18 protein-coding genes and 3 pseudogenes are annotated in these 17330 nt (G+C 44.6%); 14 read left to right on the top strand and 7 right to left on the bottom strand.

Going from position 1 to position 17330, the window contains the following annotated elements; genetic code table 11:
* The 4 genes from GJ1_RS15255 to GJ1_RS19315 all read left to right on the top strand — a co-directional run.
* The coding region (locus GJ1_RS15255) for an RNA-directed DNA polymerase (RefSeq protein ID WP_066234201.1) at positions 1–769 on the top strand (769 nt) is incomplete at its 5' end.
* Positions 770–815: 46 nt separating this feature from the next.
* Positions 816–1106 (top strand): hypothetical protein, encoded by a 291-nt coding sequence (locus GJ1_RS15260; RefSeq protein ID WP_066234239.1) that lies wholly within the window; start codon positions 816–818, stop codon positions 1104–1106.
* Positions 1099–1320, top strand: coding sequence for a phage holin (locus tag GJ1_RS15265; RefSeq protein WP_066234206.1), 222 nt, complete (start codon positions 1099–1101; stop codon positions 1318–1320). Before GJ1_RS15260 ends, GJ1_RS15265 begins: the two co-directional genes overlap by 8 nt.
* Before the next feature lie 53 nt (positions 1321–1373).
* Complete coding sequence (locus GJ1_RS19315) at positions 1374–2372, top strand: peptidoglycan-binding protein (protein ID WP_066234209.1); 999 nt, start codon at positions 1374–1376, stop codon at positions 2370–2372.
* Between the two features lie 29 nt (positions 2373–2401).
* Here the strand turns inward: GJ1_RS19315 and GJ1_RS15275 are convergent, their stop codons facing one another.
* From GJ1_RS15275 to GJ1_RS15285, 3 genes are all read right to left on the bottom strand, one after another.
* Positions 2402–2617 carry a DUF3006 domain-containing protein gene (locus tag GJ1_RS15275; protein WP_066234212.1) on the bottom strand — a complete coding sequence of 72 codons (216 nt, stop codon included), beginning with the start codon at positions 2615–2617 and terminating at the stop codon, positions 2402–2404.
* A 14-nt stretch (positions 2618–2631) separates the two neighbouring features.
* A complete protein-coding gene (locus GJ1_RS15280) occupies positions 2632–3198 on the bottom strand; it encodes a hypothetical protein (RefSeq protein WP_062678912.1) in 567 nt (188 codons plus the stop codon).
* A gap of 125 nt (positions 3199–3323) precedes the next feature.
* The gene (locus tag GJ1_RS15285) at positions 3324–3542 is read right to left on the bottom strand and encodes a helix-turn-helix transcriptional regulator (protein ID WP_066234215.1); all 219 of its coding nucleotides are present in this window, start codon (positions 3540–3542) and stop codon (positions 3324–3326) included.
* A 377-nt stretch (positions 3543–3919) separates the two neighbouring features.
* Between GJ1_RS15285 and GJ1_RS15290 the strand changes: the two genes are divergently transcribed.
* From GJ1_RS15290 to ltrA, 9 genes and pseudogenes are all read left to right on the top strand, one after another.
* Positions 3920–4243, top strand: a complete 324-nt coding sequence (locus GJ1_RS15290) for a hypothetical protein (protein WP_066234217.1) — start codon at positions 3920–3922, stop codon at positions 4241–4243.
* A gap of 1 nt (position 4244) precedes the next feature.
* Positions 4245–5420: an FtsK/SpoIIIE domain-containing protein gene (locus GJ1_RS15295; protein WP_245629428.1), complete on the top strand. Its 1176-nt coding sequence runs from the start codon at positions 4245–4247 to the stop codon at positions 5418–5420.
* A complete protein-coding gene (locus GJ1_RS15300; RefSeq protein ID WP_066234220.1) occupies positions 5404–6108 on the top strand; it encodes a hypothetical protein in 705 nt (234 codons plus the stop codon). Before GJ1_RS15295 ends, GJ1_RS15300 begins: the two co-directional genes overlap by 17 nt.
* Entirely contained in the window at positions 6096–6269 is a 174-nt protein-coding gene (locus tag GJ1_RS18740) for a hypothetical protein (protein ID WP_165754810.1), read from the top strand. The genes GJ1_RS15300 and GJ1_RS18740 overlap by 13 nt, the downstream gene beginning before the upstream one ends.
* A gap of 33 nt (positions 6270–6302) precedes the next feature.
* Positions 6303–6449 (top strand): annotated as a pseudogene (locus GJ1_RS19140) (sporulation protein YhbH); the annotation flags it as partial.
* Positions 6450–6596: 147 nt separating this feature from the next.
* Positions 6597–7250 carry a S8 family peptidase gene (locus GJ1_RS18040; RefSeq protein ID WP_281176953.1) on the top strand — a complete coding sequence of 218 codons (654 nt, stop codon included), beginning with the start codon at positions 6597–6599 and terminating at the stop codon, positions 7248–7250.
* 77 nt (positions 7251–7327) lie between these two features.
* The gene (locus GJ1_RS15305) at positions 7328–7864 is read left to right on the top strand and encodes a hypothetical protein (protein ID WP_066234223.1); all 537 of its coding nucleotides are present in this window, start codon (positions 7328–7330) and stop codon (positions 7862–7864) included.
* 407 nt (positions 7865–8271) lie between these two features.
* Entirely contained in the window at positions 8272–8544 is a 273-nt protein-coding gene (locus tag GJ1_RS15310) for a DUF3986 family protein (protein WP_033026638.1), read from the top strand.
* Between the two features lie 634 nt (positions 8545–9178).
* Entirely contained in the window at positions 9179–10294 is a 1116-nt protein-coding gene (gene ltrA, locus GJ1_RS15315; RefSeq protein WP_083510026.1) for a group II intron reverse transcriptase/maturase, read from the top strand.
* A 541-nt stretch (positions 10295–10835) separates the two neighbouring features.
* Here ltrA and GJ1_RS15320 read toward each other — a convergent pair.
* The 3 genes and pseudogenes from GJ1_RS15320 to GJ1_RS18045 all read right to left on the bottom strand — a co-directional run.
* On the bottom strand, positions 10836–12119 hold the full coding sequence (locus GJ1_RS15320; RefSeq protein ID WP_066234226.1) for an IS110 family RNA-guided transposase: 1284 nt from the start codon (positions 12117–12119) through the stop codon (positions 10836–10838).
* Positions 12120–12455: 336 nt separating this feature from the next.
* Positions 12456–13388: an MFS transporter gene (locus GJ1_RS15325; protein ID WP_083510027.1), complete on the bottom strand. Its 933-nt coding sequence runs from the start codon at positions 13386–13388 to the stop codon at positions 12456–12458.
* 675 nt (positions 13389–14063) lie between these two features.
* Positions 14064–14186: pseudogene (locus GJ1_RS18045) on the bottom strand (transposase); the annotation flags it as partial.
* A 351-nt stretch (positions 14187–14537) separates the two neighbouring features.
* On the opposite strand from GJ1_RS18045, the pseudogene GJ1_RS15335 reads away from it, so the two are divergent.
* Positions 14538–16194 (top strand): annotated as a pseudogene (locus tag GJ1_RS15335) (IS1634 family transposase).
* 345 nt (positions 16195–16539) lie between these two features.
* Here the strand turns inward: GJ1_RS15335 and GJ1_RS15340 are convergent.
* Positions 16540–17253, bottom strand: coding sequence for a DUF8580 domain-containing lipoprotein (locus GJ1_RS15340; RefSeq protein ID WP_066234236.1), 714 nt, complete (start codon positions 17251–17253; stop codon positions 16540–16542).
* Positions 17254–17330 lie beyond the last annotated feature (77 nt).

Below are 17330 nucleotides of genomic sequence, written 5' to 3' on the forward strand. Positions count from 1 at the left end.
CTACGATTCCTATGCTTGTCGCAAAGGTAAGGGCATTCAAAAGGCTGCTGACCGTTTGCAATATTGGCTGAGAAAATTAGATAGAAGCGCTGAAAAGCCCTATTACTTAAAGCTCGATATCAGCAAATATTTTTATCGAATTGATCATGATATTCTCATGCAAATCCTGGAGAGAAAAATTAAAGACCGTGATGTTTTGTGGCTACTAGAAACGATTATACGGTCTGAAGATACGAAATTCGGCATTCCTTTAGGTGATCACGGCTTTGAGCAAGAACGAATCGATGGGATAGGAATACCAATCGGGAATTTAACTTCTCAATTGTTCGCAAACCTTTATCTTAATGAGCTTGATCAGTACGCCAAGCACCAGCTGCATCTTCATTACTACATACGATATATGGACGATATTGTAATTCTAAGTGAAGATAAAAAAGAATTGCGAGATGTATTGGAAGAACTGAATATCTTCTTGCAAAGCGAACTCCGTCTGCAGCTGAATAACAAAACAGCGATACGTCCAATCTCAACAGGAATCGAATTCGTTGGTTATCGCATATGGCCGACTCATAGGAAATTAAAAAAGAAAACCGCCAAGAAAATGAAAAGGCGCTTGAGATATTTAAAAAAGGCTTATGCCCGAGGGGAGGTGAGCGCCGATGAAGTACGATCTACTCTCATGTCTTATCTGGGTTACATGAAACACGCGGATTGTCATCGATTGAGGCAGAAAGTTTTAAAAAATCTCGTTTTAAAAAGAGGTGTATGAGCAGCTGAAAAGCTGTTTTTATTTTGTTGTAGAAAGGGTGATTAACTTGACGATCGAAGTCGGAATGTTAATCGCAGTGCTTTCGCTTATTATCAGCTATCTTGCATATTCGTTGAACAGAACAAAAGCACTCAAAACGGACAGCCAAGAAAGTGCGGAGTTGAAGGCCGAGTTAGGGTACATCAGAAAGGGGGTTGATGATATCCGAATTGACTTAAAAGCAAACGAAAGACAGATGATTGCGCTGGGTGAACGAATCACGCGCGTAGAAGAGAGTTCCAAGCAAGCTCATAAACGGTTAGACGCATTAGAAAAGGAGATGAGCTACAATGGATAAAGCGAGTGTATCGCGTTTTGCTCTGCTCATTGTCGCTGTTATCAACGCTGTATTAAACATGCTTGGATATCAGACAATTCCCGATGATTTAGTGAATGATATTGTTGCTGTGGTATCCGGAATTTATGCGCTATACATGGGCTGGAAAAATAACTATCTCAGCAAGAAGGGGCGCAAGCAAAAAGAGGTATTAGAAAAACATGGATTGTCGTAAAGAGCAGCGGAAACGTTGCTCTTTATTAATTTTAAACCAAAGGGGGCATTTACATGGGATATAAGTTCGAACGACTTCCACAATTGATTGATATGAGGGGGAAACTTCCACATAAAGGGCAGTATAACATGCGAAATGGCGGCGTAAAAGCAATTACAACACGGGTATGGCATCACTCCCTCACGAAACTAAATCTAAAAGGTTCAAACGTCCATGCTTTTGCAGATTATCATGTTCGTACAAACGGATGGCCAGAAATCGGTTATGCACTTGTCATCGATCCTAATAAAGTAATCAACGGACGTGCGGCAATTTATTACTGTGTTGATATTGCTAAAAAGTCGTATCACGTTGGTAACAGCAACAATTTCTCATTAGGGATTTGCGTTATTGGCGATTATCGATATGATAAGCTGTCTGAACCTGCTATGCGTTCTATTGCTGAACTACACGATGCTTTAACAGCGGATGGCATTGGTAAAGAAGATAAATCGCATAATGAAATGCCAGGATATGCTTGGAAGCAATGCTGCGTTTACGACTACCGGAAAGCCATTCAATGGAAAGGTGAAGCAACACCGAGCAAGCCGGCACCACTACCTGACACATATACAATCCAGGAAGGGGATACATTCTGGAGCATCGCAGCAAAAGATGGACCAGAAGGAATTACGGTTGAAGATTTAATAGCAGCTAATCCAGGAGTAGATCCAAGAAACCTGAAAGTCGGACAGGTTATTAACCTAGGGCGCGCAAAAAATGCATATACGCCTAAACCTGACGCTCCCAAAAAAGAACAATCCGAATATAAATATCCTCTGCCGTCTGGGATCTTGAAGCGTGGCTCAAAGGGCCCTAACGTTAAATTGTTGCAGAATGCTCTAAACGCCGTAAACTTTAAATGCGGAGAAGCGGATGGGGTATACGGTCCCAAAACAGAGGATGCAGTTCGCAGATTCCAAAAGGTTTATTTGCCTTATGAGGTTGACGGAGTATATGGTCCAAACACAATGGAAAAATTAAAAGCAGTATTAAAATCAAAAGGTTATTAAATGATTGCCCTTCTCATGTGAGAAGGGCTTTAATCCTCAAACACCTCATTCATCAACTCTTCGATCTCTTTTCGAAGTTTTTCTGTTTCTTTTTTATCAATCGTCACCTCAATAATAACAACATCCCCTACGTCAATTTCTTTTGGAAAAATAGTCTTCGGAAGGTCAAGAGTTTTTTTATCAATCTCAACTACTGCAATATCGCCTTCAAAACGATCGACAATTCCTTTGACTTTTCTTTTCATTTCATTTCATTTTATTATTGATTCATGAAAGGAACTCCATATTTGTCAGATAAATCTTTAAGATCGTAATATGCTTGCCGTTCTAACTCTCTTGCTTCACTCAAAAGATTGTTTGCAGAAGTGATTTTTGATGCGTCTCCGGCATTGATAGCAGCAATAATTTCAGAAAACGCCTGGTTGTTTTTAGCCATCATTTGATTTAATTTTTCTTGGACATCACGGAACTCTTTTTCTTCTGGCATGATGCTTTCCATTTTCTCTTGTAATTTATTTCCTTCAGGCAGCAATTCATTAGATATAGCTGCAGCAAATTCTTCGTTAGAGATTTGACCGTTCGCCGACTTGGTTCTTAGATCCTCATATTTTTGTCCCCAAGTACCGATCTCTTGAAGGATAGGCGTGATGGAATTTAGATAGTTTTCAAAAGCCTCTTTACCATCGCTTTTCTGCTGGTCAACGCCTTGAACTTGGTCTATTTGTTTTGAGTCTTTTTCTGGTGCGCTAGCCTTTTCGTTGTTTCCGCATCCAGAAAACAGCGCAGATACCACAGCAATTAAAGTGATGAGCAGTGTTTTTCTCATTCGATTTCCCCCTTAATTACCTATATAAATGAGTTAATTTAGTTAAATTATAGTACAAAAAATTGGTTTATGGTCTATATTTTATAAAAAGGGAAATATTTCTCGACTGATCAGTGTAACAACGCCTACTCATTTTGAGTAGGCTCTTTCTTTATCCATATCTCATTGATCGGCATCCCTAGTTCCTCACAGATTGCATAGGCTACATTGAACGATGGTAGCTGCTTGTCGTTAACGATGGCGCTTAGCGTTCCAGGGCTAATATTGATCCTCTTAGCAAATTCCCCGTGTTTAATGCTTTCTTGGGCTAGGATCACCTTTAACATGCATTTATATCCAGTCATCGAATCCCCTCCAGTTTTTCATTTCGCCGTAAGGTCGTTCTGATCCTCCAGAAAAGGATAAGATGTATCGGAATTTTTTCGATGGACAAGATAAACGGACAACCACCAGCACATAGGCTAATAACACAAAAGCCCCACAGTAGCAAAACTTTCCCTTCACTTCATTAGGCGTCCCAGTATCGCTCTCTCGACAGGATTTCGAAACTGTTTATTTTCACTTCAGTCACTTTTTCTACACTGTTCTTCTAGTGCACTTGTACGAGCGAAATGCCTCATGTACCAAGAAATCCAGCGTTTGTTAGGAGGAGCGAAGCGACGACGAGGGAGGAGGGGGAGCGCGAGGGGGAGGAAACCAAAAATACAGGAGGTGAGAGACGATGATTTTTAAACGTCAGACGGAAATCATCCCGTTTGGGGAGTTTATGGCTAAAAAACGGACGAAGGCGAAGCCAGGCATAGTCGTTCCAGCGTTGTTCCCTGTTATCACTCCGCATCATTTATTTCCTGTTCAAGATCCCGATTTTGCCTTGCTGATGACAGGAGTCGGGGCAATCACGTTGTCAGCGTTCATAGAGAGAGGGCTCGTCATGATGAGGATGACCGATGTCGCTGAAAAAGTCACCGATTGTGGCCGTATTGTATTTCCGGTAGTCGTTTATGGGGCGGTGTTGTGGTTATTTTTCAGTCTGGGAGGGCTGTGATGTGAGGAAATGGCTGCAAAAGCAACGCGCAAAATCTCAGCTGAGAAGAGCGTTTCAAGCGGCCGGGTTGTATGTGACCTATCGGAGCGGCGAGCGGGAGCTAAAAGTGTTCCCAAAGATTCACAGTGTAATAAATGATAGCGATCGAATCGAGTATGCTTTTACTCTCGTTAATGGCATGGATCCAAAAGAGGTTTTAAAAAAAGAATATGTGTTTCAACAAGTGTTTGGTCAGCATGTTCAATTGGAGGGAGATTATAAAAGATTTACGCTGACCATTTATCATCGAGGATTGCCCAATGAGCTTTCTTATAGCTTTGAAAAGATCAAGCCTCACCTCGAGGGGTTAGCGCTTCCGATTATTTGTGGGATGGACAGATATGGCCGATATATTGCCTATGATGCGATCCAAGAGCCGCATCTGCTGATTGCTGGGGAAAGTGGCAGCGGAAAATCAACGCAGTTGAGGTCGATTCTGACAACGCTGATTCAATACTACGATGAGAGCAAGCTAAACATTTACTGCGCCGATTTGAAGATGTCAGAGTTTCATATTTTCAAACGCTGTCGTCAAGTGAAAGCAGTTTGCACAACTCCAGGACAACTAAAAAGGACGCTATGGTTTATCCAGGCTGAAATGAATCGGCGCAGCCGGATGCTCCATGAAAAAGAAGTGGCTCATATCAATGATTTGCCGGAATCGGCACGACCGCCTATCATTCTTGTTTGCATCGATGAGCTAGTCGTCGTGAAAGATGAAAAAGATATCATGGACACGTTGGTTCAGCTTGTAGCGATCGGTCGGGCGCTCAATATAATTGTGATTTTATCCATGCAACGGCCGAGCCACGACATACTCGATACAAAAATAAGGGCGAATTTAACGGTGCGGATGGGTTTTCGTGCGGCCGATTTGTCAAACGCTAAAATCATCGGCACGCCAGGGGCGGAAAAAATCAGCATTGAACAGCGCGGTCGGTTCTTGTTGAAGCGAGAAGGATTAGTGGAACTTCAGGCGCCGTTTTTGTCTCTGGAACGGGCGCAGAAGATTCTCGAGGCATACAAGGTGGCTGATCGAGGGAATGTCTTGCAAGCCGGTTTGGAGATGACTAACCCTCAGGATCATGTCAGTGAAGAAATGATTTTAGGGGTGTTAGACGATGCTGACCAAACGTGATAAAGCGATCATCGCCGATTTACAACGATTCCGCGTGATGAGCCGCGACGACATTGCGGAGATCCATTTCAAAGGGCTAAAGCGTCCACAGGAAAGCGCCAATAACGTCCTATTGCGGCTGGTTCGCGACGGGCATATACAGCGTTCTACTGCGTTTATCCCTTACGTGTATTTTTGCGCTGAGAGCAACATCAAAAAGAACTCACAAAAAATCCCCCATTATCTCGAGATCGTAAAGGTGTATAAAGAAATTCTTTCAGCCGGACCGGTCGAGCAGTTTATCGTCGAGCCGAAATATCGAAAAGGGCTGGCTGAACCCGACGCGTTTTTTATCTATCAGCGGACGCCGTTTTTCCTCGAGTGCCAACGTACTTTTTACACTGAAAAAATGATCGAGGAAAAACTAAGCCGGTATATCGCCCTATACGAAAGCGGACTGATCGCTGAGGAGCCTTGGCAGCCGGCAGGAAAAGTAGTATTCCCGTACATTCTCATACTGTCAGATACAAGGTATGCTCTTGATCGGCCATATCCTTTTCGGGTTTTCCAGGCGCCATCGTTTCTGGGGTTCTTGCGGTCATTGAAACAGCCGCAACAATCACAGCAGTCAGTTTACTCCGATATAAAGGTAGCTGGAGCGCGGTTGAAACTGCGTGATCCGCAAGGAGGGACATCATGGACAGATTGATAGTTAGGTTACTCCTTCTTCACGCTTTTATCGCTGATCAGCGGAACGAATATGCTAAAATGGAAACAGAAGACGTCGTGGAACAGGCTTTTGCCGAGGGAATCGTTGCAGCGTGTGAGTTTTTTGAAGAGGCTTTGGAGCATATGATGGATTATAGATAACACGGCCAATGTGTATAGGGTGTATAGTTGTATCAGTACAACCGCCATTCAACGCTTATGTCTGCTTATAAAAACATTAAAGATGAAAAGTTTCGGTATTATATTCTTAAGCAAAAGTCAGACGTTTTTCACGCCATGAAGACGTTTTTCCGAAAAGAAGAAAATAAAACGTTTGTGTAGCCCCTTGCTTCGTGTAAGGGGTTTTTTTGATTTCCAGACAAAATTCGACATACTTATTTTGAATAATTTGTTGTTATTAGGATTGGAAAATGTGAGTGTTAAAAGGGGGACAAATGATGTACGTTGTAGACGGCACTGGTAGATATTATTAATCATTCGACGAATTACGAAGATGATAATGGACACGGTACACATATAGCAGGGATTATTGCACAAATTGCACCAAAAGCAGAACTATACTCAGTAAAAGTATTAAATAAGAAGCAAATTGGCTCATACGAAAATATTGCTAAGGGAATTGAGTGGGCTATTAATAATGATATAGATATTATTCTCATGAGTTTTGGTGGAAGTAAAGATTCACGTATATTAAAAGAAGCTATTAAGAAAGCTGATTCAGAAAATATTACTCTTATTGCATCTACTGGAAATACTGCTCTATCAAACAACTCTATTACATATCCCGCAAAATACGAAGAAGTTATTGCTGTAGGGGCAATAACTGAAAATAACGAGAGGTGGGTTGGCTCTAATACTGGAAAAGAACTCACGGTTATGGCACCAGGACACAAGATATTAAGTACATCTATAGACGGTAACTATACTATAAGAAGCGGTACATCTTTAGCTGCAGCTCATGTTGCCGGAGGCCTAGCATTACTCTTAAGCTATAATCCTTTATTAGATAATAAAGATTTAAGAGAGATAATCATACAATCTTCTATCGAAAAAACTACTGACGGATATAGGATCTTCAATTTAGAAGAGGCTTTTAAGATATGTAAAAATTCAGAAAAATAGAACAAATATATGTATAATAATGGTATAATTTATATATAATTCATAATTAACTAACTTAGTTGAGGAGGCGAGACAACTTGAACTTTAAAGTTTTTTTATCTAGTTTGATTGCAATTGTAATGGTATTTACAGCAGTAAGTCCTTCCGTCTTATATGCAGAAGGAGCAGTAAAAGAAATATCAGTAACAGAAAATAGCGAAGATACTTTTTCAAAAGAGTTACAAACACCAACCTATGAAGAAGTTATAAATCTTGAAAATAATGAAGTGGAAATAATTGCTGAGCAAGCTGCACCAGCTACCATAGAACAATTATCCGAATACTATAATACTAATTTAGAAAATATTAATATTGATAATTTTGATGAAAAATTTGAGTTTTTAACAAGTGATTCTGTATTTAATGAAATGGAAGAAATTATTGCCATTCAAGAAGCAGAAGCTCAATTAAGTCAAGATGAAGTAAATGCTCAGTGGGTACCTGTAGTTGCAGCAGCTTTACGCGCTTTAACTAGTAAAGCTGGAAAAAAGGCAATGGAAAAAGGCTGGTCTGTAGCTAGGCCCCATATCGAAAAAGCCTTAAAAAATCTATATAGATGCAACGAAAAAGTTTAACATATCCTTGACGGAAAAGTGGCTTGTCCATTTTTCGAATGTCGAAGGCAAGCCACAGGCTTGCCCCGTCACGCCTTGGCGTGACGGAAGACCGAACAACCACCCGATTCACAGACCCATACATGGGTCTGGAAGCGGCGTTGTTCGGTCGCCCGACAGTCGATCAAATGCTCGGTAAAAGCGACAAATGTTAAAGCTTCAAATTGCATCTATATAGATAATTATGTTATTGATGGACCAAGTGGTGGAAGAATTATTCAGGTTCGTAACAAAAAAACTAAACAGCCTATCTTTAGATTAGATTATCATTATATTGACGGAAAAGGACCTTATCTACATTATCATGTAGCTCCTAACATGAAAAAACATCACTTCATATGATAATCAATTATAGGGGGTGAATAAACGTGAAATTTGATCCAAATCAGCATCTTCATTTAGGATATTATGAGAACAATGTTGATTTAGAAGCAGTCGCATATAAAATTCAGAATGAAAATAAATGGGTAGTTTTTTTAGATAATGAACAAGATACTACATTAGTTAAAAAAATATTAGATAAGTATGATTTCCATGAAAAATATGGTTACAAAATTTTTACTGTTGATGCAGATGATTTATCTTATGAAGTCGGAAGTAAGCTATTTGAAGAATGGTTAAAAGCAAATAATATAATATAAGAAATAAGGAACGAATTTGCTAACGCAACTTCAATCCATGCCCCAAGTGATGAAAAACACTTGGGGCATTTTTCGTGCGCCCGGCATGGGTGTGCTCTCTAGGGTGAAAGTCCCGAACGGGGGCTGGCGAGCGCCTACCGTTAGCCAAGAGCAAGGGTGTCCATCGCGAGGTGGAATCTGGAGGAAGCTTAAGGCAAACGCTTGACCTGAGGTACACGAACCCAATTTGAGGTTAGGCTAGTCGGATAAGTCTGCGAAACAAGACGAAGTCCTAAGCCGCCAAGGGCTAGTCTAATATATTGGGCAGGTACATGAGCGGAAAGAGCACGCTCTTACCCGGGGAGGTCTGTACGGAACGCCATTTGAAGATGGTAACCGGTGTCGGAAGGCATCGCTGAACGTACAGAAGTCAGCAGAGGCCATAGTACCTGATTCAGGGACGCCTGAGCAGGGAAGGGCTGAACGTCAACCCAAGGATGAATCAGACTCTTTCGAGATTCGGTGCGCAGAACGCAGAATTCCGGATGGAACTGCTTGGGGGAAGTACGGGTGAAGCCCGGAGGGACCCCAAGAGGGCGGAGCACCGGCCGGCAAGACCTGAAGCTCATCCTGCGAAGGGAGAGAGAAATATCGGATGGACTTGATGGAACAGATTCTGTCACGGGAAAATCTGCTGGCCGCCTTGCACAAGGTGGAAGCCAACAAAGGTGCGGGAGGCATTGATGGAGTGTCAACCCGACAACTCCGGGCCTATATCGTCCAGCACTGGGATAAAAGGAAACCACAACTTTTGAAGGGAACCTATAAGCCATCTCCGGTCCGAAGGGTCGAAATCCCGAAACCTGACGGAGGGATAAGGCTTTTGGGAATCCCCACCGTGATGGACCGTCTCATCCAGCAAGCCATCCTCCAAGTATTGACGCCCATCTTTGACCCCACGTTCTCCCCAAACAGCTATGGGTTCCGCCCCAATCGGCGGGGACATGACGCAGTGCGTCAGGCGCAAAAGTATATCCGGGAAGGATACCGCTATGTGGTAGACATCGACCTGGAGAAATTCTTTGACCGGGTCAACCATGACATCCTGATGAGCCGGGTGGCCCGAAAAGTGAAAGACAAACGAGTCCTTAAGCTGATTCGGGCTTATCTGAAGGCAGGAATCATGGTGGAGGGAGTGTGTGTCCGAAGTGAAGAAGGGACACCGCAGGGAGGACCACTGAGTCCCTTGCTGGCAAATATCCTTCTGGACGACTTGGACAAAGAACTGGAGAAACGGGGACTCCGTTTCTGCCGCTATGCCGATGACTGTAACATCTATGTGAAGTCCCGGCGGGCGGGGGAGCGTGTGAAGGCAAGTATCACGAAATACTTGGAGAAGAAGTTAAAGCTCAAGGTGAATGAGGAGAAGAGTGCGGTAGACCGCCCATGGAGGCGAAAGTTTCTGGGGTTCAGCTTTACTCCTCAGAAGGAAACGAAAATCCGTATCGCCCCAAAATCACTCAAACGGGTCAAGGATAAAATCCGGACCCTAACCAGGGCGACGAATCCAGCCCCTATGGAGAGCATCATTGAGGATTTGAACCGGTACCTGATGGGGTGGATGGGATACTATGCACTCGTTGAAACGCCCAGCTCACTGAAGGCATTGGACAAATGGATTCGGAGGAGGATCCGGCTCGTCCTATGGACGAGATGGAAGAGAGTCCGGACCCGATACCGAATGCTTCGAGCTCTGTTTATTGCAAAATAAAAATGCAGAGATCTGCAGAGAATTTGGCTTAGGCCAACTTGACATGGAGTGGGGGGCGTGATAGCCTTTTTAGGCGTAGCCAGCCCTTGATATTGCTGGCTTTCTGGCTTTTTAATCACGCCCCCAGAGGCTCCATGTCAAGTTGTAATTCTCTGCACCTCCCTCTAGAAATGTTGATATATCAAGGCTTTGCGGCCTCTCAGGGGTGTCAAAAAAATATTTTTCGACAAAATCCCTTACATCCTTTTTCAGTTTTGTGGATATCTTACAGAACCAGGGTGCGCTTCGCGGTCACGGCTGGATACATTTTCCTGACGTGGGGGAGCGTATTCGATGCACCCTTGGATCTCCGCATCGCTGATGAGGACGAACCCTCCCATGTCTCCGGGCGTCTTGGCGCCAACATTCCCTCGTTCGGTCTCGTCATCAGGCGGAGGCCGGCCAAGCTTTCCTGGGGACTCGAGGTCGCATGGAGGAGATCACGCCAGCTTCTCCGGTGTCATCCTGTTGTCAAACGTTTTTTCTGTTCGTGGGGGAGGCCTTAGGCCGCCCGGTTTTGAACCTGGGACAAGACGTCCTGCATCATTCGCTCTGCGTCAAAGGCTTGTTTCTTCGTACAAATCGCAAACAGCACATTCAGCCGTTTTCGGCATAACGCCACGATAGACTGTTTTCCGGTCAGCGGGTTGACGGATCGGGTCGTGTCATACTCATGCAGCGCGCGAAACGCCTCGTTGTGCCGGATCAGCGGAATCACCGCCCGAAACAGCACCGATCGCAGCCGTTTTCGCCCCCGTTTGGAGATCCGCTTTTGCCCTTTGCGCTGGCCGGAGGAGTTCTCCTTGAGCGTCAGGCCCGCTAATTTCACCAATTGACGCGGGTCCCGATAGTGGGTGAAACTGCCGATCTCCGCCAGCAGGTCAATGATCGTGGCGTCCCCCAACCCGTCGACCGTTTTCAGCCATTGATCCTCCATCGTCGTTTGAACCAACGCCTTCAACTCCGCGTCCAGCGCCGCGATCTCGGCCTCGAATTGGCGGTATTGGCGGACGAGCGCGGCGATCTCAAAACGGGCCATCGTCGTCCCTTCCGTCACCCCAATGGAGTCCTTCGCGGCGTCGATCAACGCCTGAATTTTGGCTTTCTGCGGGCATTTCAGCCCTTCGTTTTGCCGGTGCACCTCGATGAGCTCCTCGGCGGTTCGACCCGCCATATCGGCCGGAAACGGCGTCCACTCCAACACCGAAAGCGCCGTTTTTCCCAGATCGCGAAACACCGCCCAAAACTCCGGAAAATACCGGTCGGTCCAGCGGATGATCGCGTTTTTCACCGCGGTCTGTTCCTTGCGGAGCTTTTCTTTGAGGGTGCTCCCGACGCGCAAATCTGCTTCGATCTCGTGCAGGAGCCGGGGAACAAGGAATCGTCCGTCTTTCGCCAGTCTGGCGATGACCAGGGCGTCTTTGGCGTCATGTTTCGTCGGCAGATTGTCATCGAGTTCTTTCGACCGACACACATGCGCCGGGTTGACCATGACCAGCGGGATCCCTTTTTCCTCGAGAAAGCAGGCCAGGTTCAACCAGTAGTGGCCGGTCGGTTCCACCGCGACGATCACGTCCGACTTCGCAAACTCTTGCATCGCCTCCTGGATGCCTTCATACAGCTGCCGAAAGCCCTTTTTCGACTGAAGGACCGGGAAGGATTTTCGAAGCACGCGCCCCCGGTCATCCACGAAGCAGGCGCAGTGGGTTCGTTTCGCGATATCGATTCCCACGACAAGCGTTTGTTCGGTTACTTGATCAATTTTATAGTTTTGTGTACAATTCATCTGAAGTCCTCCTTGGTATGGTGAGTGATGTTTGATACCCCTGCATCATACCAAGAGGACTTTTTTTGATCAAGTCCCCCGGAAAAGCTCCTAACAGGAATGCTTTCTATAAATAGACAAGCAGACAGTATACGTCTGCTTGCCCATTTTTAAATTACTGAGTCTTTGATTCCATAATTCTACCTGTTGGGTGATTACAAATTGCTGCAACACCTTTTGGCTTAAGTGGTTGTGGCTTGAGTGTTTCTTTGTTATTCCCTGCCATTTTTCTCACCTCCTTACATATAAATTCCTCTAAATCTATAATAAATATGATTTAGAGCAAAATAAGGAATACTAGTGAGTCTGTGTATTTTCAATCCTTTTTACTCTATTAGGTGTATGGATATAATGTTTATATGCATATAAGGAACCTACTACAAAATGTATTATCCCCATAAACAAAAATACGAATTTAGTCCCCCACAAATCTCCAACAAAACCGAATAATAGCGCAGATAATGGATATGAAATTGCAATAATGCAATTAATAAAACCATTTGTTCTACCAATTAAATTATCTGGGATTTCTATTTGACGGATTTTCAATCCGATCATCGAACGTATATTAGTCAGCATGAATTCGATAAAAAAGAGAACTATTACAAAGTACCAAGGAACAAAAAACATTCCGATGAAAGTAAACGATGCTAAAATGACCATAAAAGAATATAAACGTAGCTTAAAATCTTCATATTTATTGATTATTCGAGGCGCAATTACAGAAGATATGATTCCAAGTAGTATTACAGCGCTGTAAATAACTCCAATATATATCGAGCTTAAATTATTTTCCGATGCCAGATAATAAAATAAAAAGGTATAAAATGAGGCTCTTGCAAGATTTGTAAACCAATTAATAGATGTTACTTCTAACAAGGTTTTATTAGTACGAAGAAGAGTTAGACCTTCTTTTAGTTCACTTAAATAATCCAATAGCACACCTTTTTCTGATTTTTCCTTTTTATTTTTATAATTCGGGAATTTAATTGGTATAAATAAAAATACTAATATAGGTATTACGTATAAAAACGAATTGAATAGTAATGTGAAACTTGCTCCCCATAATCCAATCATCGTACCACTTAATATTTGTCCCATTGCCTGAGCGATCTGTGTTGTACCTGTATAATATGCATTTACCTTATTTAACTGTTCTTTTTCGACCAAATATGGCAAAATCGAATGTTCAGATAATATTCTATTCACCATGATTACTGTCGTAATCATAAAAGCAACAACATAAATAACTTCAATACGAAAAAAAACCAAATATATCTAATAATGGTATTATAAGTAAAATAACAAACCTAAGTGAGTCAGATAATACCAACAAAAGTCTTCTGTTCATGTTATCTAGTAAATTTCCAATAAATGGACCAATAATTATGTAGGGTAAATACTCGACTGCGAATACAGATGCGAACGTAGTTATACTCTCACCTTTTTCTAGTACAATAAATGCAAGCGCAAGCGTATATATGTTCTCACCAAATCTAGAAAATGTATTAGAAATAAAATATAATACGAACCATTTCTTATTGATCATTTCGCCTTCTCCTTCAAGAATTTTTTACTTTTTGCAATATTAATAGAACCTATCGTAGCGCAATCTTGTTAAGAGATTAAAATTAGGTTCATCACCAAGAGCTATTTTCGATGACCTGAAATCGTTGGTACACAAGGGATGGGAGAGAAGGGAAAAAACTTTTTACCCCAGTAAGATCCTATAAAATCAAGGGGGAAGTCGGCGGATTTTTGGGTCAAAACGAAAATTCACCCCAAACCTTCAATCCCTTGGCACACTAAGGATTCTACGGATTAACATGCTTTTTTAGTGGGTGAAAAAGCCGTATAAAATCAACATCGCAAAAAGCTCACCAAAAGATGTACTTGATTTTTACGTTAAAATGTGATAGAGTTCTCTGGATGGACACGCAAAGTAAAACGCTGGATATTTCGATACCCATATCCTCGCCTTTTGATCAATTTTATTTTGTTGTTGATTCCTTCCATTGGACCATTCGAGTAAGAAAGTACGATAAAAACTTATATTTCCAAAGGGAAGCAGAAACGCCTTGTGGAAGTTCCAATTCCTCATAGGTACGATACAAACACAAGCCCATTTCCTATTTTTGTTATTTTTTTCAGGTTTCAATTCCTCATAGGTACGATACAAACCCCAAAAAAGTGTTGATGTATCAACATATGGAAAACATATACATCATCATTATGCATATGTTTTAAAATTCAGTCAATATCCTATATCCGTTGATATACTCACATTTCGCACCCTCTCAACGAAAATCGGGAGGATTTTTTCGTTCCGATGTCGAATGAATCCTTGACACACAAGGAAAGTGAAGGAGTTTTTCTCTCATGGATGTGCAAGTCAAAGCGGTCTATCGCAATTCTTATTTGAATATAATAAGTGCTCTAGTCAAGGAACTGGGCCTTCCCCCATTGATTGACCATCTCGTTCCCGCCCACCCGCAGTGCCAGACTCGAGCCAGCGATGCCGTTCAGGCCATCATCTACAATGTGTTTGACGGCCGGCAAGCCCTCGTTCACCTGGAACGAGGGGCTCAGGAGATCGATCTGGAGAAACTCATCCGTTCCGGGCTCCATCCTTCCTGGTTGAATGACGATGCGTTGGCCCGTCACCTCGACCGTCTGTGAGGCCGGCATTCACAACGTCATCAGCACCTGCTTAATTCATCTTTATCGGAAAGAAGGCCTTCCTCTTCGGGTGTTCCACGCCGATACGACGGACAAGACCGTTTACGGTGCGTATGAATCGGCCTCGCCAGAGGCCCTGCAGATCACGCATGGCTGCAACCGCCATCATCGTTGGCAAAAACAGATCGGCTTCGGACTGGTCGGCAACGAGGACGGCATCCCGTTTTACGGCGATGTGCACGACGGCAGCCTGCCTGACAAAACGTGGAATCCAGAGGTGCTGTCGCGAGTCCATGAACAGCTCAAACATGCCAAGATTGAGGACGAATGGATTTACGTGGCCGATTCCGCCGCGATGACGAAAGACACCTTGGCGCAAACGAAAGCCGCCAACGCCTTTTTGATCACGAGAGGCCCTTCGTCGCTCCGGATCGTGAAACGAGCATGGGCCGAGGCCGAGGCCGCCAACATCACGTGGAGCGATCCCTTTGCGCTGGCCGAGAGAAACGGCGCCACGCACCGGGTATGGGAAACGACCTCGACATATGAAGGCCGCCCGGTTCGGCTGATCGTCGTCGAATCGAGCGCGCTCGACCAGCGAAAAGGAAAGACGCTTGAAAAAGAACGAACCAAAGAAGCGGAGCTTCTTCACGAGGAACAAGCCCGTTGGGAGCGTCACCCATTCTCGTGCCGCGAAGACGCTGAACAAGCCTTGGCGTCCCTCAAGGCGTCCCTTCGCCCCCGGTTTCATCGGGTCGAGGCCGCGGTCGAAGAGATCGTGCGTCCGAAAAAACGGCGCGGACGGCCGAAAAAAGGGGCGGAACCCGAGATGGAGACGCTGCATCTCCTGCGCCTTGACATGGAATTCGATCACGAGGCGTGGGAACAGGCGAAACGGAAAGCGTCCCGGTTTGTCCTCGTCACGACCGTTCCGAAGGGATGGAAGGGTCAACAAATGGATGCCCAAGAAATCTTGAAGCTGTATAAAGGGCAGATCTCCGTGGAAATGAACTTCGCTTTTTTGAAAGACCCCTTTTTCACGGATGAGATTGATGTCAAAAAGCCAGAACGGGTTGCGGTATTGGGCTATTTATTTCTCTTGGCCTTGGCCATTTACCGCGTCTTTCAGCGCCGGGTGCGTCCGTTCATCACACCGGAACGCCCGTTGAAGGGGCCTGGAGGCCGCAAGCTGACTCGACCGACGGGGCAGGCGATTTTTCAGCTGTTTCAATACGTGAACGTCGTCCTGCTGGAGCTGCCGGATGGGCGCATCCAACGCTCACTGGATCGCTCCCTCAACCCGGATCAGCGAAGGATTCTGCAGGGGTTGGGGCTGGATGAGAGCATTTACGTGTAACGTCATACGGAACGACGAGCGATGGTAAAAAAAGGATTGCCATCGCTCGTCGTGTTGGTCGAAACGTGATTCTGAAAAACGAAATCAAAAATCCTTTCTTTCTACCCTGTTAGGGTGCGAAATGTGAGTTTTAAGGAGATCCTCATGCAAGGGCTATTTTTATGCTTGTTTGAGTTTATCTAGCACCACGGGTTTATGGGTATAAATGCCAAATAGCCCTCTTTGAGAGGGGTATTTGGCATGCGCAAAATGAAGAAACATTCTTTCGGTTCATCTGATGTGCATGATGAGAAGTATTTTTATGGCCAAACTTGACGGATATAGATTCTATACCCATCCCGTGCGTTATTGCTTTTGCAATGTGGCAGCCATAGCAAGGACAGCGCCAAGGACGTCTTCCTTGTTTGGAGCGTGCACGGTCAATAGCATCGGCGTCGGTTGGGCGCTGGCGATGACATGAACGGTGACGCCGTCCGCTTGAGCGGTGTACCAAACCGCATCAGTGAACGGCTTAGGCAGTTCGTCTGTTTGCTGGCGGGCGGCGTCGGCATCAACGGCTTGGGCATGTTCTTTAGCAAGCTGTTCATAGTTCGTTTCCCCTCCGGAAAGCAGACGGATGCGGGCAAAGGTGTCGCCATGGAGCAAGACGTCGGCGTTTGGCTCCTCGGCGTCAAGCGTCCATCCTTCTAAAACGTAGAGGGAAAAATGTTGATTGTCGCTCGTTTGCAGCGTCGCTGTTTTCGTGACTGTTTGATTTCCCGCTCGGTAGGACAAAGAAGTCGTTGGTTGCGAAGAGGCAGGTTTCTCTTCACCCGCCGGCGTCTGCTCGGCGGTTTCTTCTTTCGCGGGTGCTTGCCCGCCCGCCGCTGCGGCAGATGGGCCGGCAGAAGAAGCAAGATTTTCGTTTGTCGGTTGCACATCGGCGGACGTTTCTTTTGAGTCGGCTGTCTGTTGTTCCCTCGCTGCCGCCGTTTCCGGTTCCTGCGCTTTCGTTCCGCAGCCAGTCAGCAAGACAGAGACGACAGCGAGAGAAAATAACAGCTTCCAGTATCGATCCATGTTTATTCCTCCTTACGTTCCATATACCACTCATTATACCAATTGAAACGGTGGAAACAAACAGACTGGGTTCCCTA

The organism is Geobacillus jurassicus NBRC 107829, from assembly GCF_001544315.1.
GTDB lineage: Bacteria > Bacillota > Bacilli > Bacillales > Anoxybacillaceae > Geobacillus > Geobacillus jurassicus.